The organism is Nonomuraea rhodomycinica, assembly GCF_013363995.1.
Classification (GTDB): Bacteria; Actinomycetota; Actinomycetes; order Streptosporangiales; family Streptosporangiaceae; genus Nonomuraea; species Nonomuraea rhodomycinica.
On the sequence record NZ_JABWGO010000003.1, the window covers coordinates 454,997 to 473,671 of the forward strand.

General features: G+C 74.1%; 20 protein-coding genes. 6 read left to right on the plus strand and 14 right to left on the minus strand.

Annotated elements, in window-relative coordinates:
* Positions 1-53 precede the first annotated feature (53 nt).
* Positions 54-1,484 carry an aldehyde dehydrogenase gene (locus HT134_RS17885; RefSeq protein WP_175601499.1) on the plus strand — a complete coding sequence of 477 codons (1,431 nt, stop codon included), beginning with the start codon at positions 54-56 and terminating at the stop codon, positions 1,482-1,484.
* Between the two features lie 12 nt (positions 1,485-1,496).
* Here HT134_RS17885 and HT134_RS17890 read toward each other — a convergent pair whose 3' ends face one another.
* The gene (locus HT134_RS17890; RefSeq protein ID WP_175601500.1) at positions 1,497-1,946 is read right to left on the minus strand and encodes a DUF2690 domain-containing protein; all 450 of its coding nucleotides are present in this window, start codon (positions 1,944-1,946) and stop codon (positions 1,497-1,499) included.
* A 282-nt stretch (positions 1,947-2,228) separates the two neighbouring features.
* Here HT134_RS17890 and HT134_RS17895 point away from each other — a divergent pair, with 282 nt between their 5' ends.
* From HT134_RS17895 to hypF, 3 genes are read left to right on the plus strand one after another with little or no spacing between them, the layout of a single operon-like run.
* Positions 2,229-3,065, plus strand: coding sequence for an SIS domain-containing protein (locus HT134_RS17895; protein WP_175601501.1), 837 nt, complete (start codon positions 2,229-2,231; stop codon positions 3,063-3,065).
* Positions 3,062-3,688: a D-sedoheptulose-7-phosphate isomerase gene (locus HT134_RS17900; protein ID WP_175601502.1), complete on the plus strand. Its 627-nt coding sequence runs from the start codon at positions 3,062-3,064 to the stop codon at positions 3,686-3,688. Before HT134_RS17895 ends, HT134_RS17900 begins: the two co-directional genes overlap by 4 nt.
* Complete coding sequence (hypF, locus tag HT134_RS17905) at positions 3,685-6,051, plus strand: carbamoyltransferase HypF (protein ID WP_175601503.1); 2,367 nt, start codon at positions 3,685-3,687, stop codon at positions 6,049-6,051. Before HT134_RS17900 ends, hypF begins: the two co-directional genes overlap by 4 nt.
* Before the next feature lie 97 nt (positions 6,052-6,148).
* Here hypF and hypE read toward each other — a convergent pair whose 3' ends face one another.
* Genes hypE through HT134_RS17965 form a run of 13 tightly spaced genes read right to left on the minus strand, consistent with a single transcriptional unit; the run spans position 6,149 to position 16,333 of the window.
* A complete protein-coding gene (hypE, locus tag HT134_RS17910) occupies positions 6,149-7,321 on the minus strand; it encodes a hydrogenase expression/formation protein HypE (protein WP_175601504.1) in 1,173 nt (390 codons plus the stop codon).
* Positions 7,318-8,445 (minus strand): hydrogenase formation protein HypD, encoded by a 1,128-nt coding sequence (gene hypD / locus HT134_RS17915; RefSeq protein WP_175601505.1) that lies wholly within the window; start codon positions 8,443-8,445, stop codon positions 7,318-7,320. Before hypD ends, hypE begins: the two co-directional genes overlap by 4 nt.
* Before the next feature lie 9 nt (positions 8,446-8,454).
* The gene (locus HT134_RS17920; protein ID WP_175589329.1) at positions 8,455-8,727 is read right to left on the minus strand and encodes a HypC/HybG/HupF family hydrogenase formation chaperone; all 273 of its coding nucleotides are present in this window, start codon (positions 8,725-8,727) and stop codon (positions 8,455-8,457) included.
* Positions 8,705-9,070, minus strand: coding sequence for a hydrogenase maturation nickel metallochaperone HypA/HybF (locus HT134_RS17925; protein WP_175601506.1), 366 nt, complete (start codon positions 9,068-9,070; stop codon positions 8,705-8,707). The genes HT134_RS17920 and HT134_RS17925 overlap by 23 nt, the downstream gene beginning before the upstream one ends.
* Positions 9,071-9,076: 6 nt before the next feature.
* Positions 9,077-9,184, minus strand: a complete 108-nt coding sequence (locus tag HT134_RS48100) for a DUF6893 family small protein (protein WP_376768095.1) — start codon at positions 9,182-9,184, stop codon at positions 9,077-9,079.
* On the minus strand, positions 9,181-10,182 hold the full coding sequence (locus HT134_RS45685; protein WP_246364512.1) for a hydrogenase maturation protease: 1,002 nt from the start codon (positions 10,180-10,182) through the stop codon (positions 9,181-9,183). Before HT134_RS45685 ends, HT134_RS48100 begins: the two co-directional genes overlap by 4 nt.
* Positions 10,179-11,216, minus strand: coding sequence for a hypothetical protein (locus HT134_RS17935; RefSeq protein ID WP_217707981.1), 1,038 nt, complete (start codon positions 11,214-11,216; stop codon positions 10,179-10,181). Before HT134_RS17935 ends, HT134_RS45685 begins: the two co-directional genes overlap by 4 nt.
* Positions 11,206-11,931: a DUF6084 family protein gene (locus tag HT134_RS17940; protein ID WP_217707982.1), complete on the minus strand. Its 726-nt coding sequence runs from the start codon at positions 11,929-11,931 to the stop codon at positions 11,206-11,208. The genes HT134_RS17935 and HT134_RS17940 overlap by 11 nt, the downstream gene beginning before the upstream one ends.
* A gap of 3 nt (positions 11,932-11,934) precedes the next feature.
* The gene (locus HT134_RS17945) at positions 11,935-12,159 is read right to left on the minus strand and encodes a hypothetical protein (RefSeq protein ID WP_175601507.1); all 225 of its coding nucleotides are present in this window, start codon (positions 12,157-12,159) and stop codon (positions 11,935-11,937) included.
* Positions 12,156-12,935 (minus strand): DUF5947 family protein, encoded by a 780-nt coding sequence (locus tag HT134_RS17950; protein ID WP_217707983.1) that lies wholly within the window; start codon positions 12,933-12,935, stop codon positions 12,156-12,158. Before HT134_RS17950 ends, HT134_RS17945 begins: the two co-directional genes overlap by 4 nt.
* Before the next feature lie 10 nt (positions 12,936-12,945).
* Positions 12,946-13,473 (minus strand): NifU-related iron-sulfur-binding protein, encoded by a 528-nt coding sequence (locus HT134_RS17955; protein ID WP_175601508.1) that lies wholly within the window; start codon positions 13,471-13,473, stop codon positions 12,946-12,948.
* 6 nt (positions 13,474-13,479) lie between these two features.
* The gene (locus HT134_RS17960; RefSeq protein WP_312888201.1) at positions 13,480-15,273 is read right to left on the minus strand and encodes a nickel-dependent hydrogenase large subunit; all 1,794 of its coding nucleotides are present in this window, start codon (positions 15,271-15,273) and stop codon (positions 13,480-13,482) included.
* 16 nt (positions 15,274-15,289) lie between these two features.
* A complete protein-coding gene (locus tag HT134_RS17965) occupies positions 15,290-16,333 on the minus strand; it encodes an NADH-quinone oxidoreductase subunit B family protein (RefSeq protein ID WP_175601509.1) in 1,044 nt (347 codons plus the stop codon).
* A gap of 264 nt (positions 16,334-16,597) precedes the next feature.
* Between HT134_RS17965 and HT134_RS17970 the strand changes: the two genes are divergently transcribed.
* Together HT134_RS17970 and HT134_RS17975 are read left to right on the plus strand one after the other, a co-directional pair.
* The gene (locus tag HT134_RS17970; RefSeq protein WP_175601510.1) at positions 16,598-18,088 is read left to right on the plus strand and encodes a purine-cytosine permease family protein; all 1,491 of its coding nucleotides are present in this window, start codon (positions 16,598-16,600) and stop codon (positions 18,086-18,088) included.
* On the plus strand, positions 18,085-18,666 hold the full coding sequence (locus HT134_RS17975; protein WP_175601511.1) for a cysteine hydrolase family protein: 582 nt from the start codon (positions 18,085-18,087) through the stop codon (positions 18,664-18,666). Before HT134_RS17970 ends, HT134_RS17975 begins: the two co-directional genes overlap by 4 nt.
* Positions 18,667-18,675: the final 9 nt, after the last annotated feature.

An 18,675-nucleotide genomic window follows, 5' to 3' on the forward strand; every position in this document is an offset into this window, starting at 1 on the left:
GTCGGATGGTGCGGGGACGGGCGCGAGTCCCCTCTTCGTGAGGAGAGGCGGAAGTGCGCGAGTACACCCAGCTCTACATCGGGGGCCGCTGGACGGCCCCGGCCACGGGCCAGGTCATCGAGGTGGTGTCCCCCCACACCGAGGAGGTCGTCGGCAGGGCGCCCGAAGGGTCCCCGGCCGACATGGACCGCGCCGTCGCCGCGGCCAGGGAGGCGTTCGACAGTGGTCCGTGGCCGCGGATGTCACCGGCGGAGCGGGCCGGGGCGCTGGGCCGGCTCGCCGCCGCGTACGAGGCCAGGCGGGGCGAGATGGCCGAGACCATCACCGCCGAGATGGGCTGCACGCTGGCCTTCTCCCAGCTCGCCCAGGCGCCCATGGCCCACGCGGTGCTGTCGTTCTACGCCGGGCTCGGCGACTCGCTGGTCGTGGAGAGCGAGCGGCAGGGCCTGTTCGCGCCCATCACCGTCCGGCGCGAGCCGGTCGGCGTCGTGGCCGCCATCGTGCCGTGGAACACCCCGCAGTTCCTCACCATGACCAAGATGGCGCCCGCCCTGCTCGCCGGCTGCACGGTCGTCGTCAAGCCGGCCCCGGAGACGCCGCTCGACGCGCAGCTCCTGGCCGAGCTGGTGGACGAGGCGGGCCTGCCGCCGGGCGTGGTCGGCATCGTCCCGGCCGGCCGCGAGACCGGCGAGCACCTGGTCCGGCACCCGGGCGTGGACAAGGTGGCCTTCACCGGCTCCACCGCCGCGGGCCGGCGCATCGGCGCCCTCTGCGCCGAGCGGGTCAGGCGGTGCAGCCTGGAGCTCGGCGGCAAGTCCGCGGCGATCCTGCTGGACGACGCCGACCTCGACTCCTACATCGCCTGGCTGCCGATGACGTCGTTCATCATCAGCGGCCAGGGCTGCATCGCGCAGACCCGGGTGCTGGTCCGGCGCGACCGCGTGCAGGAGGTGCTGGACCGCCTGTCGCAGGCGTGCCGGGCGATGCGGATGGGCGACCCGTTCGACCCCGCCACCGAGCTCGGCCCCCTGGCCACCGCGCGGCAGCGCGACAGGGTCGAGGGCTACATCCGCCTCGGGCGGGAGGAGGGCGCCGAGCTCGTCGTCGGCGGCGGGCGCCGCGGCTTCGAGCGCGGCTGGTACGTCGAGCCCACCGTCTTCCTGGGCGACAACACCATGCGCGTGGCCCGCGAGGAGATCTTCGGCCCGGTCCTCGTCGTCATCCCGTACGAGGACGAGGAGGACGCGGTCCGGCTGGCCAACGACAGCGAGTACGGCCTGGGCGGCTCGGTGTGGACCAGGGATGCCGAGCGCGGCCTGGCCGTCGCGCGGCGGGTGCGCACCGGGGTGTGCGCGCTCAACGGCTTCCTCCTCGACCCGGCCGCCCCGTTCGGCGGCTTCAAGGCCAGCGGCATGGGACGCGAGCTCGGCCCGGAAGGGCTCGACGGCTACCTGGAGTACAAGTCCATCCCGCGGATGGGGTGAGTTCCCGGCCGCTCAGCCGCACGCCTTGGCGGTGCCGCCGGAGCCGGTCTGGAGGGCGCGGCCGCTGTTCCACCGCACCGTGACCTCGCCCCAGGCGCAGGTCCTGGCGGCCTGGAGCATGTTGCCCCAGTGGCGGCCGTTGTTGCCCGGCCTGAAGTCGAAGACGTCCCTCCTGCGATCGGCGGTGTACAGCTGGATGGTGCCGCCCGCCTTGGAGTCGGTCGTGACCTCGACCCAGTTGGTCCGGCAGCGGGGGGACCACCACAGGTTGATCCGCCCGGCGGGGTGGTGGCCATGATGGCGTACCAGGGTGCCGGTCCGCGCCACGTGTGCGGAGTTCCAGCATCCGGACCTGGCCGGGTCCTGGTGATCGTAGGTCCTGACCTGGGCCTGCGCGGGCGCGCCTGACAGCAGGCCCAGCGCCGCGGCTGCCACGGTGACGGCCGTGACTCGAAGCTGCATGTGGGTCGACCCCTTCCTTGGGATGAGAACGCGTGCCGCGCCACTATAACAGAGCATCTGCTCTGTTATAGTGGATCCTGGGTGGGTCGTTCCGAACCAGCCGGCATCGACGCAGACGGTCGTCTAGACGTATCCGTACACCTGCGCTCCGCGCCGGGACGATGACCTGCGCGTGCGGCCGAAACCTGGCCCAACATTGACGCGACCCGGGCACTCGCACACCCCGGGCGCGTCGCGGCGCCGATCAGCATGTCTGCTGAGGCACCACCACGGGGGACGCGCATGGCCATCGAACCGGGGACACCCGAGGACCTGCTGGAGCAGGCCGCCGCGCGCCGGGCCGCGCCCGGCCGGGCGCTGGCCCGCGACGCCGGGCCGATCGCCGCCGCGGCCCGGGGCATGGCGGCGCGCCTGCGCCGCGGGGGCCGGCTCATCACGTTCGGCGACGGCGCGGCGGCGGCCGACGCGGGGCACGTGGCCGTGGAGTTCACCCATCCGGTGATCGTGGGCAAACGGGCGCTGCCGGCGATCTCGCTGGCCGGGGACGCGGCGGCGCTGGGCGGCCCCGCCGGGGGGAGCGGGCCCGAGACCGGGTTCGCCGCCCAGATCAGGACGTTCGGCCGGCCGGGGGACATCGCGCTCGGCGTGCTGACGGGCGAGGACGACCGTCGCGTGCGGGACGGGCTCGCGGCGGCCCGCGAGCTCGGCCTGCTGACCGTCGCCCTGACGGCCGCCTCGCCAGAGGAGGGGGGCTCGTCCGGCCCGGTGGCCGCCGATCACGTGCTGACCGCCTGGTGCGACGATCCGCTCGTCGCCCGGGAACTGCACGTGACGGCCTACCACCTGCTCTGGGAGCTGGTCCACGTCGTGCTGGACGAGCCCGAGGAGGCGGCGCCGCGGGCGGCGTGCGACACCGGCGGCACGTGCGTGACGTGCTCCGACACGGCCGTCCCGGTGCACGTCACCGAGCTGCGTCCCGGCGGGCTCGCCCTCGTGGACACCGGCGAGGGCGTCGAGGAGGTCAGCGTCGCCCTGGTGGAGGCGCGGGTCGGCGACGTCGTCCTGGTCCACGCCAAGGAGGCCATCGCGGTGCTGGGCGGCGGCGGTGACGGCTCGTGAGCGCGCTCTACCCGTTCCTCGCCCCCGACGGCGACGCCGCCACGGACCTCGTCCGCTCCACCGAGGCCAAGGCGGCCGAGAGCCTGGAGCTGCGCCTGCGCGTGCTCGCCGGACTCGGCCCCGCCCTCGTCTCCTGCGCCGCCGCCATGGCGGCCGCCTTCCGGGCCGGGGGCACGCTGTTCGCCTTCGGCAACGGCGGCAGCAGCACCGACGCCCAGGCCGTCGCCCAGGTGTTCCGCACCCCGTACGGCAGCAGCCCGGGCGTCCCGGCGATCTGCCTGACCGGCGACGCCGCGCTGCTGACCGCGCTGGCCAACGACGTCGCCTTCGAGGTGGTCTTCGCCCGGCAGCTCGCCGCGCTCGGCCGTCCCGGTGACGTGGCGATGGCCCTGTCCACCAGCGGCGGGTCCGTCAACGTGCTGCGCGGCCTGGAGCAGGCCCGCCGCACCGGCATGGTCACGGTCGGCCTCGCCGGGGCCGGCGGCGGCCGGATGGCCGAGGAGGGCCTGGCCGACCACCTGTTCGTCGTCCCCTCCTCGTCGGTGCACCGGGTGCAGGAGGCGCAGACGACCCTCTGCCACGTGCTGCGCGAGCTGGCCGGGCGGGCGCGGGCGGAGGCGTGAGCGGGCGGGTGCGCTCCCTCATCCGGGTCGAGGGCGTCGTCCAGGGGGTCGGCTTCCGGCCGTTCGTGCACGCCCTCGCCTCCCGGTACGGGCTGGCGGGGCTGGTCGGCAACGACGGCGGCGGGGTGTTCATCGAGGCGGAGGGCCCGCCCTCGGCCGTCGCCGCGCTGGTGGAGGCGGTGCGCGAGCGGGCCCCCGTACTGGCCGTCGTCGAGCGGGTCAGCGTCACCCCGGTCCCGCCGACCGGGGACGGCGGGTTCCGCATCGTGCCCAGCGTCGCCGGCGGCCCCGGGCGGGCGCTCGTCCCGCCGGACGTGGCCACCTGCGACGACTGCCTGGCCGAGCTGTTCGACCCGGCCGACCGCCGCTTCCGGTACCCGTTCGTCAACTGCGTCACCTGCGGGCCCCGCTTCACGATCATCACGGCGGTGCCGTACGACCGGGCCGTCACCACGATGGCGGGCTTCGCCCTGTGCGCCGCCTGCGCCCGCGAGTACCACGACCCGGCCGACCGCCGCTTCCACGCCCAGCCCACGTGCTGCCCCGCCTGCGGCCCCCGGCTGTCGCTGCGCGCGCCGGACGGCACGTCGCTGCCCGGCGACCCGCTCACGCAGGCGGCGGCCCTGGTCGCCGGTGGCGCCGTCGTGGCCGTCAAGGGGCTCGGCGGCTACCACCTGGCGGCCGACGCCGCGTCCGAGGACGCGGTCGCCGCCCTGCGGGCGCGCAAGCGGCGGCCGGACAAGGCGTTCGCGGTGATGGCCGCCGACCTGGCCGCCGCCCGGGAGCTCTGCGAGGTCGGCGAGGCCGCCGCAGCCCTGCTGACCGGGCCGGCCCGGCCCATCGTGCTGCTGCCGCGGCGGGCCGGCGCGCCGGTCGCGCCCTCGGTGGCGCCCGGCGGGCCCGACCTGGGGGTGCTGCTGCCGTACACGCCGCTGCACCACCTGCTCTGCCACGAGCTGGCCCGCCCGTACGTGCTGACCAGCGGCAACCTGGCCGACGAGCCGATCGCGCACGACGACGAGGACGCGCTGCGGCGGCTGGGCGGCGTCGCCGACGCGTTCCTGTGCCACGACCGGCCCATCCACACCCCCGCCGACGACTCCGTGCTGTGCGTCTTCCGCGGCGCGCCGGTGCCCGTGCGCAGGTCGCGCGGGTACGCCCCCGAGGCCATCACGCTGCCGTGGCCGTTCCGCCGGCCCGTGCTGGCCTGCGGCGCCGAGCAGAAGAGCACCTTCTGCCTCGGCCAGGGCCACCGCGCGGTGCTGTCGCAGCACCTCGGGGACCTGGAGGGCCACCTGGCGTGGCGCGCCTACACCGGCGAGATCGGGCGGCTGCGGCGGCTGCTCGGCGTCGAGCCGGAGGTCGTCGCGTACGACCCGCACCCGGAGTACCTGTCGACGAAGTACGCGCTGGAGCTCGACGGCGTGGACCTGGTCGCGGTCCAGCACCACCACGCCCACATCGCCTCCTGCCTGGCCGACAACGGCGAGCCCGGACCGGTCGTGGGAGTGGCGTTCGACGGCACCGGCCACGGCCCCGACGGCACGATCTGGGGCGGCGAGCTGCTGGTGGCGAGCCTGGCGGGGTACGAGCGGGCCGGTCACCTGGAGCGGGTGCCGCTGCCGGGCGGCGTGAGCGCCATCCGCCAGCCGTGGCGCATGGCCGCGGCGTACGCGGGCGCGGCGGGCCTGGCCGCGGCGGGGGAGCCCGCCGACCGGCTCGCGGTGGCCCGCCGCAACGCCCGGCTCTGGCCGGCCGTGTCGGCGCTCGCCGCCGCCGGCGGTCCGGCCGCGCCGCTCACCTCCAGCGCCGGGCGGCTGTTCGACGCGGTGGCGGCTCTGCTGGGCGTACGCGACACGGTCACCTACGAGGGGCAGGCGGCCATGGGGCTGGAGCACCTGGCCGACCCGGCGGTGCGCGACGGCTACCCGGTGACCGTGACCGGAGGGACCGGGTCGCGGCTCGCCGGCGAGCGCTGCGCCGCCGGCTCTCCGGGAGCGGCCGGAGCCGGCCGCGGGGCGGCGCGCGCCCTCGCCGCCCCTGTGGTGATCAGGAGCACCGACCTGGTGCGGGCCGTCGTGGAGGACCTGCGGCGCGGCGTGCCGACGCCGGTGATCGCGGCGCGGTTCCACCACGGGCTGGCCGAGGCGGTGGTGACGGCGGCCGGCCTGGTCGCCGAGGCCGCCGGGATCGGGACGGTGGCGCTGTCGGGCGGCGTGTTCGCCAACGAGCTGCTGCTCGGTGGCGTGGCCGACGGGCTGCGCGCCCAGGGGCTGCGCGTGCTGACGCACCGCCGGGTGCCGTGCAACGACGGCGGGATCAGCCTCGGCCAGGCGGCCGTGGCCGCCGCCTCCGCTCCATGAGCGAGCCTCGTCCCTGACCCGGCCTCATTCCTGGCGCGCGCCCGGAGAGGGTGCGCGCGGGCGGTGCCCTCAGCGTCGTGGGCCCCGCCCTCCCCGGTCAGCAGATGCGCGGCAGCGGGTCGCCCACGAGCAGGTCCACGATGCGGGTGCCGCCGAACGCCGTGCGCAGCAGGACGAGCCCCGGCGGGTCGTCCCGCACCGTGCCGATCACCGCCGCCCCCGCGCCGAGCGGGTGCCCGCGCAGCGCCTCGACCGCGCGCTGCGCGTGCTGGCCGTCCACCACCGCCACGAACCGGCCCTCGCACGCCACGTACAGCGGGTCGATGCCCAGCAGCTCGCACACCCCGGTCACCTCGGGACGCACCGGCAGCGCCTCCTCCTCCGCCACCACGCACACGCCGGAGGCGACGGCCACCTCGTTGAGGATGGTGGCGACCCCGCCGCGCGTGGCGTCGCGCAGCGCCCGCACCCCGCCGGGCGGCAGGTCGTCCAGCAGCGCGGCCACGATCCCGTGCAGCGGCGCCGTGTCGGAGACGATCGGCGCCTCGATGCCGAAGTCGCCGCGCGCCAGCATGATCGCGGCGCCGTGCTCCCCGATCGGCCCGGACACGATCACCGCGTCACCCGGCCGCGCCCGCGCGGCCGACAGCTCCACGGGCCGCTCCAGCAGCCCGACGCCCGCGGTCGTGACGTAACAGCCGTCCGCCTTGCCCCGCTGGACGACCTTGGTGTCACCGGTGACGATCTCCACCCCGGCCGCGGCCGCGGCGGCCGCCATCGAGGCGGCGATCCGCCGCAGGTCGGCGACCGGGAAGCCCTCCTCCAGGATGAAGCCCGCCGACAGGTACGCGGGACGGGCCCCGCACATCGCCAGGTCGTTGACCGTGCCGTTGACCGCGAGGTCGCCGATGTCTCCCCCCGGGAAGAACAGCGGCGACACCACGAAGGCGTCGGTCGTGAACGCGGTCCGCGCGCCGCCCAGGGCCAGCGTCGCGCCGTCCTCCAGGGGCGCGAGGCGCGGGTTGCGGAACGCCTCCAGGAAGACCGCCTGGACGAGCGTCTGCGTGGCCTTGCCGCCCGAGCCGTGGGCGAGCGTGATCCGCTCCTCCCTGACCACCGGCCGGCGCCGCCTGGCCCGCGCGATCCGGTCGAGAACCTGCTGCTCGCGGTCGCGCAACGGCGTCCCGGGAGCGGGCGGCGCGTCCTCCTCGAACGCCACCCCGGCGGGCGGCGCGTCCTCGTCGAGGGAGCCCTCCGTCTCGGCGGTCATGAGCGCGTCGCCTCCCTCACGCGTTCGCGGCTGAAGCGGCCGAAGTTGTAGTACGCGGCGCAGGCGCCCTCGGAGGACACCATGCACGTGCCGATGGGCGTCTCCGGCGTGCAGGCCGTGCCGAACACCTTGCACTCCCACGGCTTGAGCACGCCCTTGAGCACCTCGCCGCACTGGCACGCCTTGGGGTCGGCCACGCGCAGCCCGGGCAGCTCGAAGATCCGCTCGGCGTCGAAGGCCGCGTACGCGTCGGACAGCGCCATCGCCGAGTGCGAGATGAAGCCGAGCCCGCGCCACTCGAAGTGCGCCCGCATCCGCATCACCCGCCCGATGGCCGCCATGGCCGTGCGGTTGCCCTCCCAGGGCACCACCCGCGCGTACTGGTTGGCCACCTCCGAGCGGCCCGCCGCCAGCTGCCCGAGCAGCATGTGCACGGACTGCAGGATGTCCAGCGGCTCGAACCCCGCCACGACGAGCGGCTTGCCGTAGTCGCGGGCGATGAAGTCGTACGGCCGGCAGCCGATCACGGCCGAGACGTGGCCGGGGCCGATGAAGCCGTCGAGCCGCAGGTCGGGCGAGTCGAGGATGGCCTTGATCGCCGGGATGATGAGGACGTGGTTGCAGAAGACCGAGAAGTTGCGCACGCCCTCGGCGGCGGCCCGCAGCACGGTCATCGCCGTGGACGGCGCCGTGGTCTCGAAGCCGATCGCCATGAACACGACGCGGCGGTCCGGGTTCTCCCTGGCGATCTTGAGCGCGTCCAGCGGCGAGTAGACCATGCGGATGTCGGCGCCGGCGGCCTTGGCGTCGAGGAAGGACCCGGTCCCGCCCGGCACCCGCATCATGTCGCCGAACGACGTCATGATCACGCCGGGCTGCGACGCGATGTGGATGGCGTCGTCCACGCGGCCCATCGGGATCACGCACACCGGGCAGCCCGGGCCGTGCACGAGCACGACCTCCTCGGGCAGCAGGTCCTCCAGCCCGTGCTTGTAGATGGTGTGGGTGTGGCCGCCGCACACCTCCATGAACGTGTACCGGCGGCCCGGCTCGCACCGGGCGGCGATGCCGGCGGCCAGCGCCCGCGCCCTGCCCGCGTCGCGGTACTCATCGACGAACCGCACGCGACCCCCTCACGTGATGTCCGACTGGCGCAGCGCGTCCAGTTCGTCGTCGTAGGCCGGGCCGAGCCCCTCCAGGTAGTCCAGCACCGCCTGCGCCTCCTCCTCGGAGATCTTCGACAGCGCGAACCCCACGTGGACCAGCACCCAGTCACCGATCTTCAGGTCCTCGTCGGCGAGCAGGCCGACGTTGATGCGGCGGCGCACGCCCGCGACGTCCACCACCGCGAGGTCGGCGTTGTCCGCGTCGGCGGCGACGAGCTCACCGGGGATGCCCAGGCACATCGGCCGGCTCCTCCCCGAACGTGATGGACTCCAGCACCAGCTCGTCGCCTCCGGTGACGTCCACGTCGTCGCTGCCGCAGGGCGGGCAGACCGCCAGCACGTCCAGCGACTCGCAGCGGGCGCCGCAGGCCCGGCAGGTGACGGTGACGGGCGTCACGACGAGATCGACGGCGGCGTCCTGCGCGACGGTGCCCGCCGAGGCGAGCGTGAAGGCCTGGTCGAACGCTTCCCCGACGACCGCGTGGCGGACACCGACCCGCACCCGCGCGCCGTTGATCCGCCTGCCACCGGCCCGCCGCTCCAGCAGCTCGACCAGGCCCTCGCACATTCCGATCTCGTGCATACGGCACTACATCCGTTTCATCGTTATGTACCGGTGAATTTCCGGCCATTGGCGGACGATGACCGCGCTTACCGTGGCTATCGCGATCAGTGCCGCAACGTGTCTCTTTCTCATGCCATGTCACCTCCTTCCGCATGCGGAGGCCGGGAAGCGGGCCCGGCGTTTTCCGCAATCATGTCCATCACCAGACGGACCGCATGGCCGGCCGCCTCCCGTACGGGCGCGCTCAGCTCCACCAGCACGTCCTCGTCCGGACCGCCGGACGGCGCGACGGCGGGCTCGCAGCACACGACGACCACCCGGCCGGGCAGCCGCCCGAGCTCCGCGGCGAGGCGGAGCACCGTGACCGGGTCCATGCCGTGGCCGTCCGCCCGCGCGGCCTCCCGCGCCGCGCCGCCGTCCCCGGACAGGTCCGGCTCCAGCACCGTCAGCGTGCCGGGCGCCTGGCCGCGGGGCGCGGCGTCGACGAGGATCGCGAGGTCGTAGTCCCGCTGCAGCGCGTACGCGAGGTCCATGCCGCGGATGCCGAAGTCCACCACGTCCACGCCGCCCGGCAACGGCAGCGCCGAGAGCCGGCGGGCCACCTCGACGCCGAACCCGTCGTCGCCGAAGAAGACGTTGCCGATGCCCGCGACGAGGATCCGCACGGCCGGGGGCGCCTCGGCCCGCTCGTCCAGCGGCTCGATCTCGTCGGCCGCGTAGAAGAAGCGGTGTCCGGGCATCCGCGCCTCGCCGAGGTCGCGGCCCGGGTCGTCGTCGAGCGTGACCGCGACGTGGAAGGCGCCCTCGTCGTCCTGCTCCACGGACTCCACGACGGCGACGCGGCCGTCCAGCACCAGGTCCATGATGTCGGCCCGCCTCATCGGCGAGGGCCGCAGCCGGACCCGGCTGCCCGCGCGCACGGCCCGGCCGCCGACCGTCACCACGCCGGGCCCGCGCCGCTCCATCCGCGCCCAGAACCCCAGGCCGATCAGGCGATCGCCCCCCGGATCAGGACGCGCCGGGCGGCCGTCCGGATCGCCGTTCATGGGATCGAGGTCGGCCGGGCTTCCGTGGGGATCGCCGTTCATGGGATCGGGGTTCGCCGGGCTTCCGTAGGGATCGCCGTTCATGACGGATCCGCGCGCAGGACGCCGTGCAGACGCATGAGCTGCTCGGGCGTGAGCCCGGCGCAGCGCTCCAGGATCTCCCGGCCGCGCGGGTCGCCCTCGCGGATCTCCCGCTTCTCCTCCTCGCTGAGCGCCAGCACGCTCAGCGTCAGGAGCTGGTCGATCTCCGTCGCGTCGAACAGGTCGCCGGGGCTCTCGGGCGAGATCCGCGGGTGGTCGTACAGGATGATCGGCGCCGACAGCATCGTGTCCCGCTCGCCCTCCTCGCCGACGAGCACCGGCCAGGCGCCGAGGCCGCGGCAGCCCTCCGCGTGGGCGCGCAGCTCCTCGGGCGGGTCCATGAGCGACACGAACCGGCCGCCACGCGCGTGCAGCACCGTGTGCGCCGACACCAGCGTGCGCCGCATGAGGTCGGTACGGGTGCCGCCGGGCCACGGGGTCGTGTTGACCACGTCGGCCGTCAGCCGGAACAGGCCGGGCTCCAGCGGCTCGGCGCTCACCTCGACGTGGCCGCGCAGCGCCTCCCAGTGCCGCACCACCGCGCCCGCCGGCCGCCCCCGCGTGACCGGGCCGGGATCCGGCAGCGGCTCCATCTCCTGTCCGGCGGGCACCTCGATCGCCGCGCGGACCGGCCGCCGCGCCACCTCCTCCAGGGCCAGGCCGCACGCCGCCGCCTCGCGCTCGGTCGCCTCCTCCCGGGGCAGCACCCGCACGCCGCCGGCGACCAGCTCCGGCACGGGCTCCGCGAGGCCGTCCCGGACCAGGGCGGGCTCCCGCACGACGACGTGCAGGTAGCGCACCCGCACGTCCACGCTCGCGCCCGCGCCGGCCTGCACGAGGCACTGGGTGCGCATGAGCCACGGGTGGCCGTCGTGCTCGCGCCCGTAGGGCTCGGGGTGGACGCCGCCGATCGTCCAGCGGTGCCGGTTCTTCAGCGCCGACTGCCGGTACGGCCACAGCAGGTAGCCCTCGTACAGCACGGCCCGCGCGATGCGCCGCACCTGCTCCAGGGGCGCCCGCCCGTCCTCATCGTGCATCGGCTCGTCCATCGGCTCCCGCCTCCAGCAGCGACTCGACCACGTCGTCCCAGCCCGGCAGCGCGTTGCGGGTCCGGTAGGCGTGCAGCCGGTCGAACGTGTCACGGCCCAGGCGCAGCCACGCCGCGCCCGGGAAGTAGCGGTCCATGAGGTCCCGCCAGGTGGCGGCCGGCATGCGGAAGCCGGCCTCGGTGTCCCACGGGATCCGCGTGGCCCGCAGCATGCCGCCGGCCAGGGCGAACACCGTGCCGCTGAAGAGGAACTCCAGCGGGATCTCGCCGTCGCGCACGCCGTCGAGGTACTTGGCGGCGGCCACGTCGAAGTCGTAGGTGCAGGGCACCCGGAGCAGCGCGGTCGTCTCCCCGGTGAAGGCCGGGAGCTGCGTGACGATCTGCGCCCACAGCAGGCTGGCCGGTTTGCGTCCCCACAGCTCGGGCGGCCCGAACAGGTCGGCGAGGCGTTCGCGGCACGCCTCGTCGTAGCCGCGGCGCGCGACGGCGATGCGCAGCTGCGTCTCCAGGATCACCGAGCGCACCTCCGCCCCGCCGGTGCCGGCGATCCGCAGCGCGAACTCCAGCGTCGGCACGGCCGCGAACTCGGCGGCCCGGACCCCCTCGACCGTGATGCGCAGGGCCGGGACCTGCTCGGCCGTGGTGAGCGCGGACGGGACGGCGCCGGCCGCCGCCCCGTCCTTCGGCGCTGTGGTGTCGCGCACGGCTCAGGCGGGGGAGAGGTTCGGCATGCCGGGCAGGATGGGGTCGCGGTCCGCGGCGTTGACGCCGGTGGAGCGCGCGGCGGTCGAGCGGCCGTCCACGAGGTGCCCGACCTGGCTCTCGTAGTGGCCGACGGCGTTGCCCTCGTTGACGCCGTCGATGTGCGAGGGCGTGTCGGGGTGCACCTGGGGCCGTCCGGTCCTGATCCGCGTCTCGCTCGTCCTGGTCATCGCGTTCCCCCTCGGATGTGCGTCGGTTGTCCGGCCGGGGTCACGGTCGCCGACCCCTGGCGTAGCTCGGTGAAGAAGCCGCTGACCGCGTCCCAGACGCGCGGGCCGCCGGCCAGCCCCTTCCAGTGGGTGCGGAGCAGGCCGACCAGGCGGTAGCAGTCGTCCACCGGCACGATCCAGTGCTCGGCGGCGGCGCCGGTCCGGTTGACGAGCAGCGCCTCGACGTCCGGTGTCAGCCGCCGCAGCACGGGGTTGGCCTCCTCCAGGCGCCGCCACAGGGACGGCTCCAGCGGCGACTCCACCGGCCCGCCGGGGCTCGGGTAGAACAGCGCGGTCCGGCCGGCCGCCGCGTCGTGGAAGAGGAACGCCATCCGCACCGGGATGCCCAGCTCGGCCCACATGGCGTCGTCCAGGACGAAGCCGTCGAGCAGCCACCGGCGGTCCGGGACCAGCCGGTAGCGCCCGCCGCCGCCTTCCCCCGCTGACGGTGCCTCGCGCGGTTCGGCGAACAGCACCGAGCAGGGACGGCAGGCGCAGCGCAGCTCGCGGGCCGCCAGGTCGAGCAGGTGCCGGTGCGGCGCGTCGAGAGGCGCGGCGCACAGCTCGCACGACTCGCGCGGCTCGGGCCTCGGACCGCCGGGAGCCGCGCGGGCGATGAGCCTGCGCAGCGCGCCGCCCGGGACCCGCCCTCCTCCCGGGAGCCGTCCTCCGGCCGGGACCCGCTCTCCGTGGACCCGCTCTCCGCCCGGGACCCGCCCTCCGGCCTGGGCGCTCATCGCGGCCGCCTCACGCCCGCGTCCCCGGCACCCGGAGCAGGCTCTCCACGGGGATCACCACCGGTTCGGGCGCGGCCGGGGCCTCCTCCTCGACCACCACCCGCTCGAACTCGGGCGCCGCGTCCCGCACCGCGCTCTCCACGGCCGAACGCGCCCGCGCCGCCGTGGAGCCGCACCCGCCCTTCGCCCCGGGAGCCGGGCGCAGCCGCAGCCGCACCGCGTCCTCCTCGACCGCGACGAGCACCGCCTCCGCGCCGCCCAGCCGGTCGCGGACCCGCTCCAGCGCGTGGCGGACGCGGGTGGCCGCGTCCAGGGGGTGCAGGTCGTGCAGCAGCAGCAGGTGCGCGACCAGGTCGTCGGCGGCGATCCGTTCCGGCAGGCCGCCGCCGGCCGCCGCGGCCACCGTCATCACCCGCGCGAGCGCCTCGCCGTACAGGTCGAGCAGCGCCTCGGCGAGCTCGACCGCCCGCGGGTCGGCGCCGCCTTCGAGGAGCTCCTCGACGCGGCGCACCCGCTCGGTCACCTCGTGGTCGTCCATCGCGGCTCAGCCCGCGACGCTCGTGCCGAGGGTGGGGGAGTGGACCTGCCGCAGCACCTTGCCGCCGCCGACGTACATGTGCACGCCGCAGGGCAGGCACGGGTCGAAGCTGCGGACGGTCCGCATGATGTCGATGCCCTTGAAGGTGTCGGGGCCGTTCTCCTCGAAGATGGGCAGCCCCTGCACGGCGTCCTCGTACGGCCCCGGAGTGCCGTAGACGTCGCGCGGGCTGGCGTTCCACGGCGTGGGCGGGTACGGGTGATAGTTGGCGATCTTCCCGTTGCGGATGACCATGTGGTGCGACAGGACGCCCCGCACGGCCTCGTGGAAGCCGCAGCCGATCGCCTCGTCCGGCACGTCGAAGTCGGTGAAGACCTTGGTGCGCCCGGCCCTGACGTCGTTGAGGGCCTGGTCGACGAAGTGGAAGGCCAGCGCGGCGGCGTAGGCGACGAAGTACATGCGGGCCCGGTTGCGCTCGATCGTGTTGGCCCACTTCGGCACGTGCCACTCCAGCCGCATCTCCGGCATGGAGCCGGACTTGGGCAGGTTGATCTCCACGCTGTGCCCGGTGGCGCGGACGCCGCCCGCGTCCACCAGCCCGGCCAGCGCCGTCGTCCACAGCCGGGCCAGCGGCCCGCCGCCGGTGTCGAGCGCCAGGTGGTCGCCGGTGCGCCGGTCGTGCCAGCGGGGGCTCATCACCCAGCTGTAGTTGCCGTGCTCCAGGTCGCGCTTCTGCGGCTTGGGCAGCGTCGTCTGGTTCCACGGGTGGCGCTGGTCGACCGGGTTTCCGAGGGGGTCGTGGGTGACGAACTTCTCCTCGTTCTGCCAGTCGTCGTAGTACGAGCTGCCGAGCAGGATCCGGATGCCGAGGTTGATGTCGACGAGGTTGGTGGTGATCAGCTCGCCGTCCACCACGATCCCGGGCGTGACGAACATGGCCCGGCCCCACTCGTCCATGTGCCGGTAGTCGTAGTCGCAGACGTTGGGGTCCTGGAACGCGCCCCAGCAGCCCAGCAGCACCCGCCGCCGGCCGACCTCCTCGTAGCCGGGCAGCGCCTGGTAGAAGAAGTCGAAGACGTCGTCGTTCATCGGGACGGCCCGCTTGACGAAGTCCAGCGCCCGCACCAGCCGCACCAGGTAGTCGGTGAACACCTGGGGCGTGGCGACCGTGCCGACGCCGCCCGGGTAGAGGGTCGAGGGGTGGACGTGCCGGCCCTCCATGAGGCAGCACATCTCCCGGGTGAGCCGGCTGACCTGCAGCGCCTCCTTGTACATCGCGCCGGTGAACGGGTTGAAGGCGCGCATGATGTCGGCGATGGTGCGGTAGCCGTGCAGGTGGCCGCGGGGCGCCTCGGTGGTCTCGGCGCGGCGCAGCATGCTCGGGTTGGTCTCCTTGACCATCTGCTCGCAGTAGTCGACGAAGACCAGGTTGTCCTGGAACAGGGTGTGGTCGAACATGTACTCGGCGGCCTCGCCGAGGTTGATGATCCAGTCGGCGAGGGGCGGGGGCTTGATGCCGTACGCCATGTTCTGCGCGTAGATCGAGCAGACCGCGTGGTTGTCACCGCAGATGCCGCAGATGCGGCTGGTGATGAAGTGCGCGTCGCGCGGGTCCTTGCCCTTCATGAACACGCTGTAGCCCCGGAACAGGGACGAGGTGCTCTTGCACTCCACGACCTGCCGGTTCTCGAAGTCGATCTTGGTGTAGATGCCCAGGTTGCCGATGATCCTGGTGATCGGGTCCCAGGACATGTCCACCAGCTGGCGGGTCTCCTGGGCCTGCTCTGCCTTGGTCGTCACCTCGACGATCCCCCTTCTAGCCCCGCCACCGGGGGTCGTATCCGCTGGTCAGCTTGTCCTCGTTGTGACGCCACTTCGGCTCTTTGTTGGCCGTCTTGTTGGTGATGGACCGCAGACGGCGGATCATCGCGCCGTAGACGCCGACCGTGCCGGCGGAGACGGACGCTCCGGGCGGCTGGTCCATGAACGGCATGAACTTGTCCGGGAAGCCGGGCATCGTGCAGCCGATGCAGATGCCGCCCACGTTGGGGCAGCCGCCGAGCCCGTCCATCCAGCCGCGCTTGGTGACGTTGCAGTTGACGACGGGGCCCCAGCAGCCGATCTTGACCTGGCACTTGGGCGAGTTGTAGTCGTGGGCGAAGTCGCCCTGCTCGTAGTAGCCGGCCCGGTCGCAGCCCTCGTGGACCGTCTTGCCGAACAGCCACGTCGGCCGGAGCTGCCGGTCGAGCGGGATCATCGGCGCGAGGCCCGCGGCCTGGTACAGCAGCCAGGTCAGGGTCTCCATGAAGTTGTCCGGCTGCACCGGGCAGCCGGGCACGTTGACGATGGGCAGGCCGCCCGCGGAGCGGAAGTCCGCGCCGAGGTAGTCGCCGAGCCCCATGCAGCCGGTCGGGTTGCCCGCCATGGCGTGGATGCCGCCGTACGTGGCGCACGTGCCGATGGCGACCACGGCCCACGCCCCCGGCGCGAGCCGGTCGATCCACTGGTTGACCGTGATGGGCTGCCCGGTGGCCGGGTCGTTGCCCATCGACGTCCAGTAGCCGTCACCGTTGATCTTCTCGTTGGGGACGGACCCCTCGACCACGAAGATGTACGGCCCGAGCTGCCCGGCCGCGGCCTGGTGGAAGGCGGCCATGAACTCGCTGCCGGTCTCCTTGGCCAGCACTTTGTTGTGCAGATGGACCTTGGGCAGGCCGGGCACGAGCCCGAGGAGCACGTCCTCGATGCTCGGCAGCGAGGCGGCCGTGACCGACACGGTGTCGCCGTCGCAGCTCATGCCCTCGGAGGTCCACAGGATGTGCACCTCGTCCACCGCGGTGTCCGGTCTGGTTGTGGTCATGGCCCCGAGCCCCCTTGCCGGCCGTCACGGCCTCGTCGGCCTGGCGTCGCCGATCAGTGTCCGTTCGGTCACTGTCTGTAGTGCTCTACCGCGTACGAGGGCGTGGCAAACCATGACACCGATCGCGAACCGGCGCACGCCGAGCGCGCCCCGCAGGCGCGGGCCGTCCCACGGTTCATTCCGGGAACGGGAGGAATATCACCATTGACGCCGTCCGAAATCGGCCCCTACGTTCGGCTGCAAGGAACGAGACAGGCAGGTCACATGGACGACACGCAGGACGCACGGGCCGGCGCGCGGCTCAAGGTGGAGACGCACGGGCTCGACGTCATCGGCGACGCCGACCGCAAGGGACGCCCGCGCCAGCTCTTCTGGCCCTGGTTCGGAGCCAACGTCTCCGTCCTCGGGCTCAGCTACGGCTCCTTCGCCCTCGGCTTCGGCGTCTCCTTCTGGCAGGCCCTGGTCGCGGGCGTCGTCGGCATCGTCTTCTCCTTCCTGCTGTGCGGGTTCGTCGCCGTGGCCGGCAAACGCGGCTCGGCGCCGACGATGGTGCTGAGCCGGGCGGCGTTCGGCGTGCGCGGCAACCGGCTGCCCTCGGCGATCTCCTGGATACTCACCGTCGGCTGGGAGACGGCCCTCACCGCCCTGGCCACGCTCGCCGCCGCGACCGTCTTCGAGCGTCTCGGCTGGGGCGGCGGCACCTCGACCAAGGTGATCGCGCTCGTCGTGGTGACCGCGCTGGTCGTCGCGGCCGGCGTCATGGGCTTCGACGTCATCATGCGCCTGCAGACCGTCATCACCGTGGTGACCGGCGTGCTGACCGTGATGTACGCCGTCCTGGTGCTGCCCGAGATCCACTGGGACGCGGTGCGGGCGATCCCCTCCGGCTCGGCCGGCAACTTCGTCGGCACTCTGATCTTCATGGTGACCGGGTTCGGGCTGGGCTGGGTCAACGCCGCCGCCGACTACTCCCGCTACCTGCCGCGCCGCTCGTCGAGCGCCGGCGTGGTGGGCTGGACGACGTTCGGCGGGTCGCTGGCGCCGGTGGTGCTGCTCGTGTTCGGCCTGCTGCTGGCCGGCTCGTCGCCGGACCTGAACAAGGCCGTGGCCGGCGACCCGATCGGGGCGCTGACCACGGTGCTGCCCACCTGGTTCCTCATCCCGTTCGCGGTGGTGGCGGTGCTCGGCCTGGTCGGCGGCGCGGTGCTCGACATCTACTCCTCCGGCCTCGCCCTGCTCGCCGCCGGCCTGCGGGCGCCCCGCTACGTCGCCGCCCTGATCGACGGCGCGCTCATGGTCGCCGGCACCGTGTACATCGTCTTCTTCGCCGACGACTTCCTCACGCCGTTCATGGCGTTCCTCATCACGCTCGGCATCCCGATCGCCGCCTGGTGCGGGGTCATGCTGGCCGACCTGGCGCTGCGCCGCCGCGACTACCACGAGGCCGACCTGTACCGCCCGGCGGGCCGGTACGGCGACGTGCCGCCGCTGCCCATCGCGATCGTCGTCGGCGCCACGCTCATCGGCTGGGGCCTGGTCACCAACGGCACCGAGCAGTGGCTCGCCTGGCAGGGCTACCTGCTCGGCCCGCTCGGGCTCGGCGGCCGGCAGGGCGACTGGGCCTACGCCAACCTGGGCGTGCTGGCCGCGCTCGCGGTCGCCTTCGCCGCCGCCTTCCTGCTCGGCCGGTCCCGGGTACGCGCCCAGGAGAGCGCCCCGGCCACGACCGGAGCCGCCGAGGAGAGCCGGGCATGACGGGCAAGGTGCCCGCGTTCCGCGACCGGGAGGCGTGGCTCGCGGTCATCGACATGCAGCGGGTCTTCGCTGAACCCGACAGCGACTGGTTCGCCCCGCGTTTCGCCGAGACCATCGACCCGATCAGGCGGCTCGTCCGGGCCTTCAGCCCCCGGGTCACGTTCACCCGGTTCGTCGCCCCCGAGCGCCCCGCCGGGGCCTGGGCCGACTACTACCGGCGCTGGCCGTTCGCCCTGCAGCCGCCCGACTCGCGCGCGTACGGGCTCGTCGACGCGTTCGCCGCCGACGCCGGGCCGACCCTGGACGCCACGACGTTCGGCAAGTGGACGCCCGAGCTGGCCGAGCGGGTCGGCGGCGACGGCAGGCTGATCCTCGCGGGGGTGTCCACCGACTGCTGCGTGCTGTCCACGGCGCTGGCCGCCGCCGACGCCGGCGTCGAGGTGGTCGTCGCCGCCGACGCGTGCGCGGGCGTGGACGACGCCAGCCACGTACGGGCCCTGGACCTCATGCGGCTGTACGAGCCGCTGATCCGTGTCCTGACCGTCTCCCAGATCCTCTCCGGGCACCCGCGCCGGTGACGGACGCGG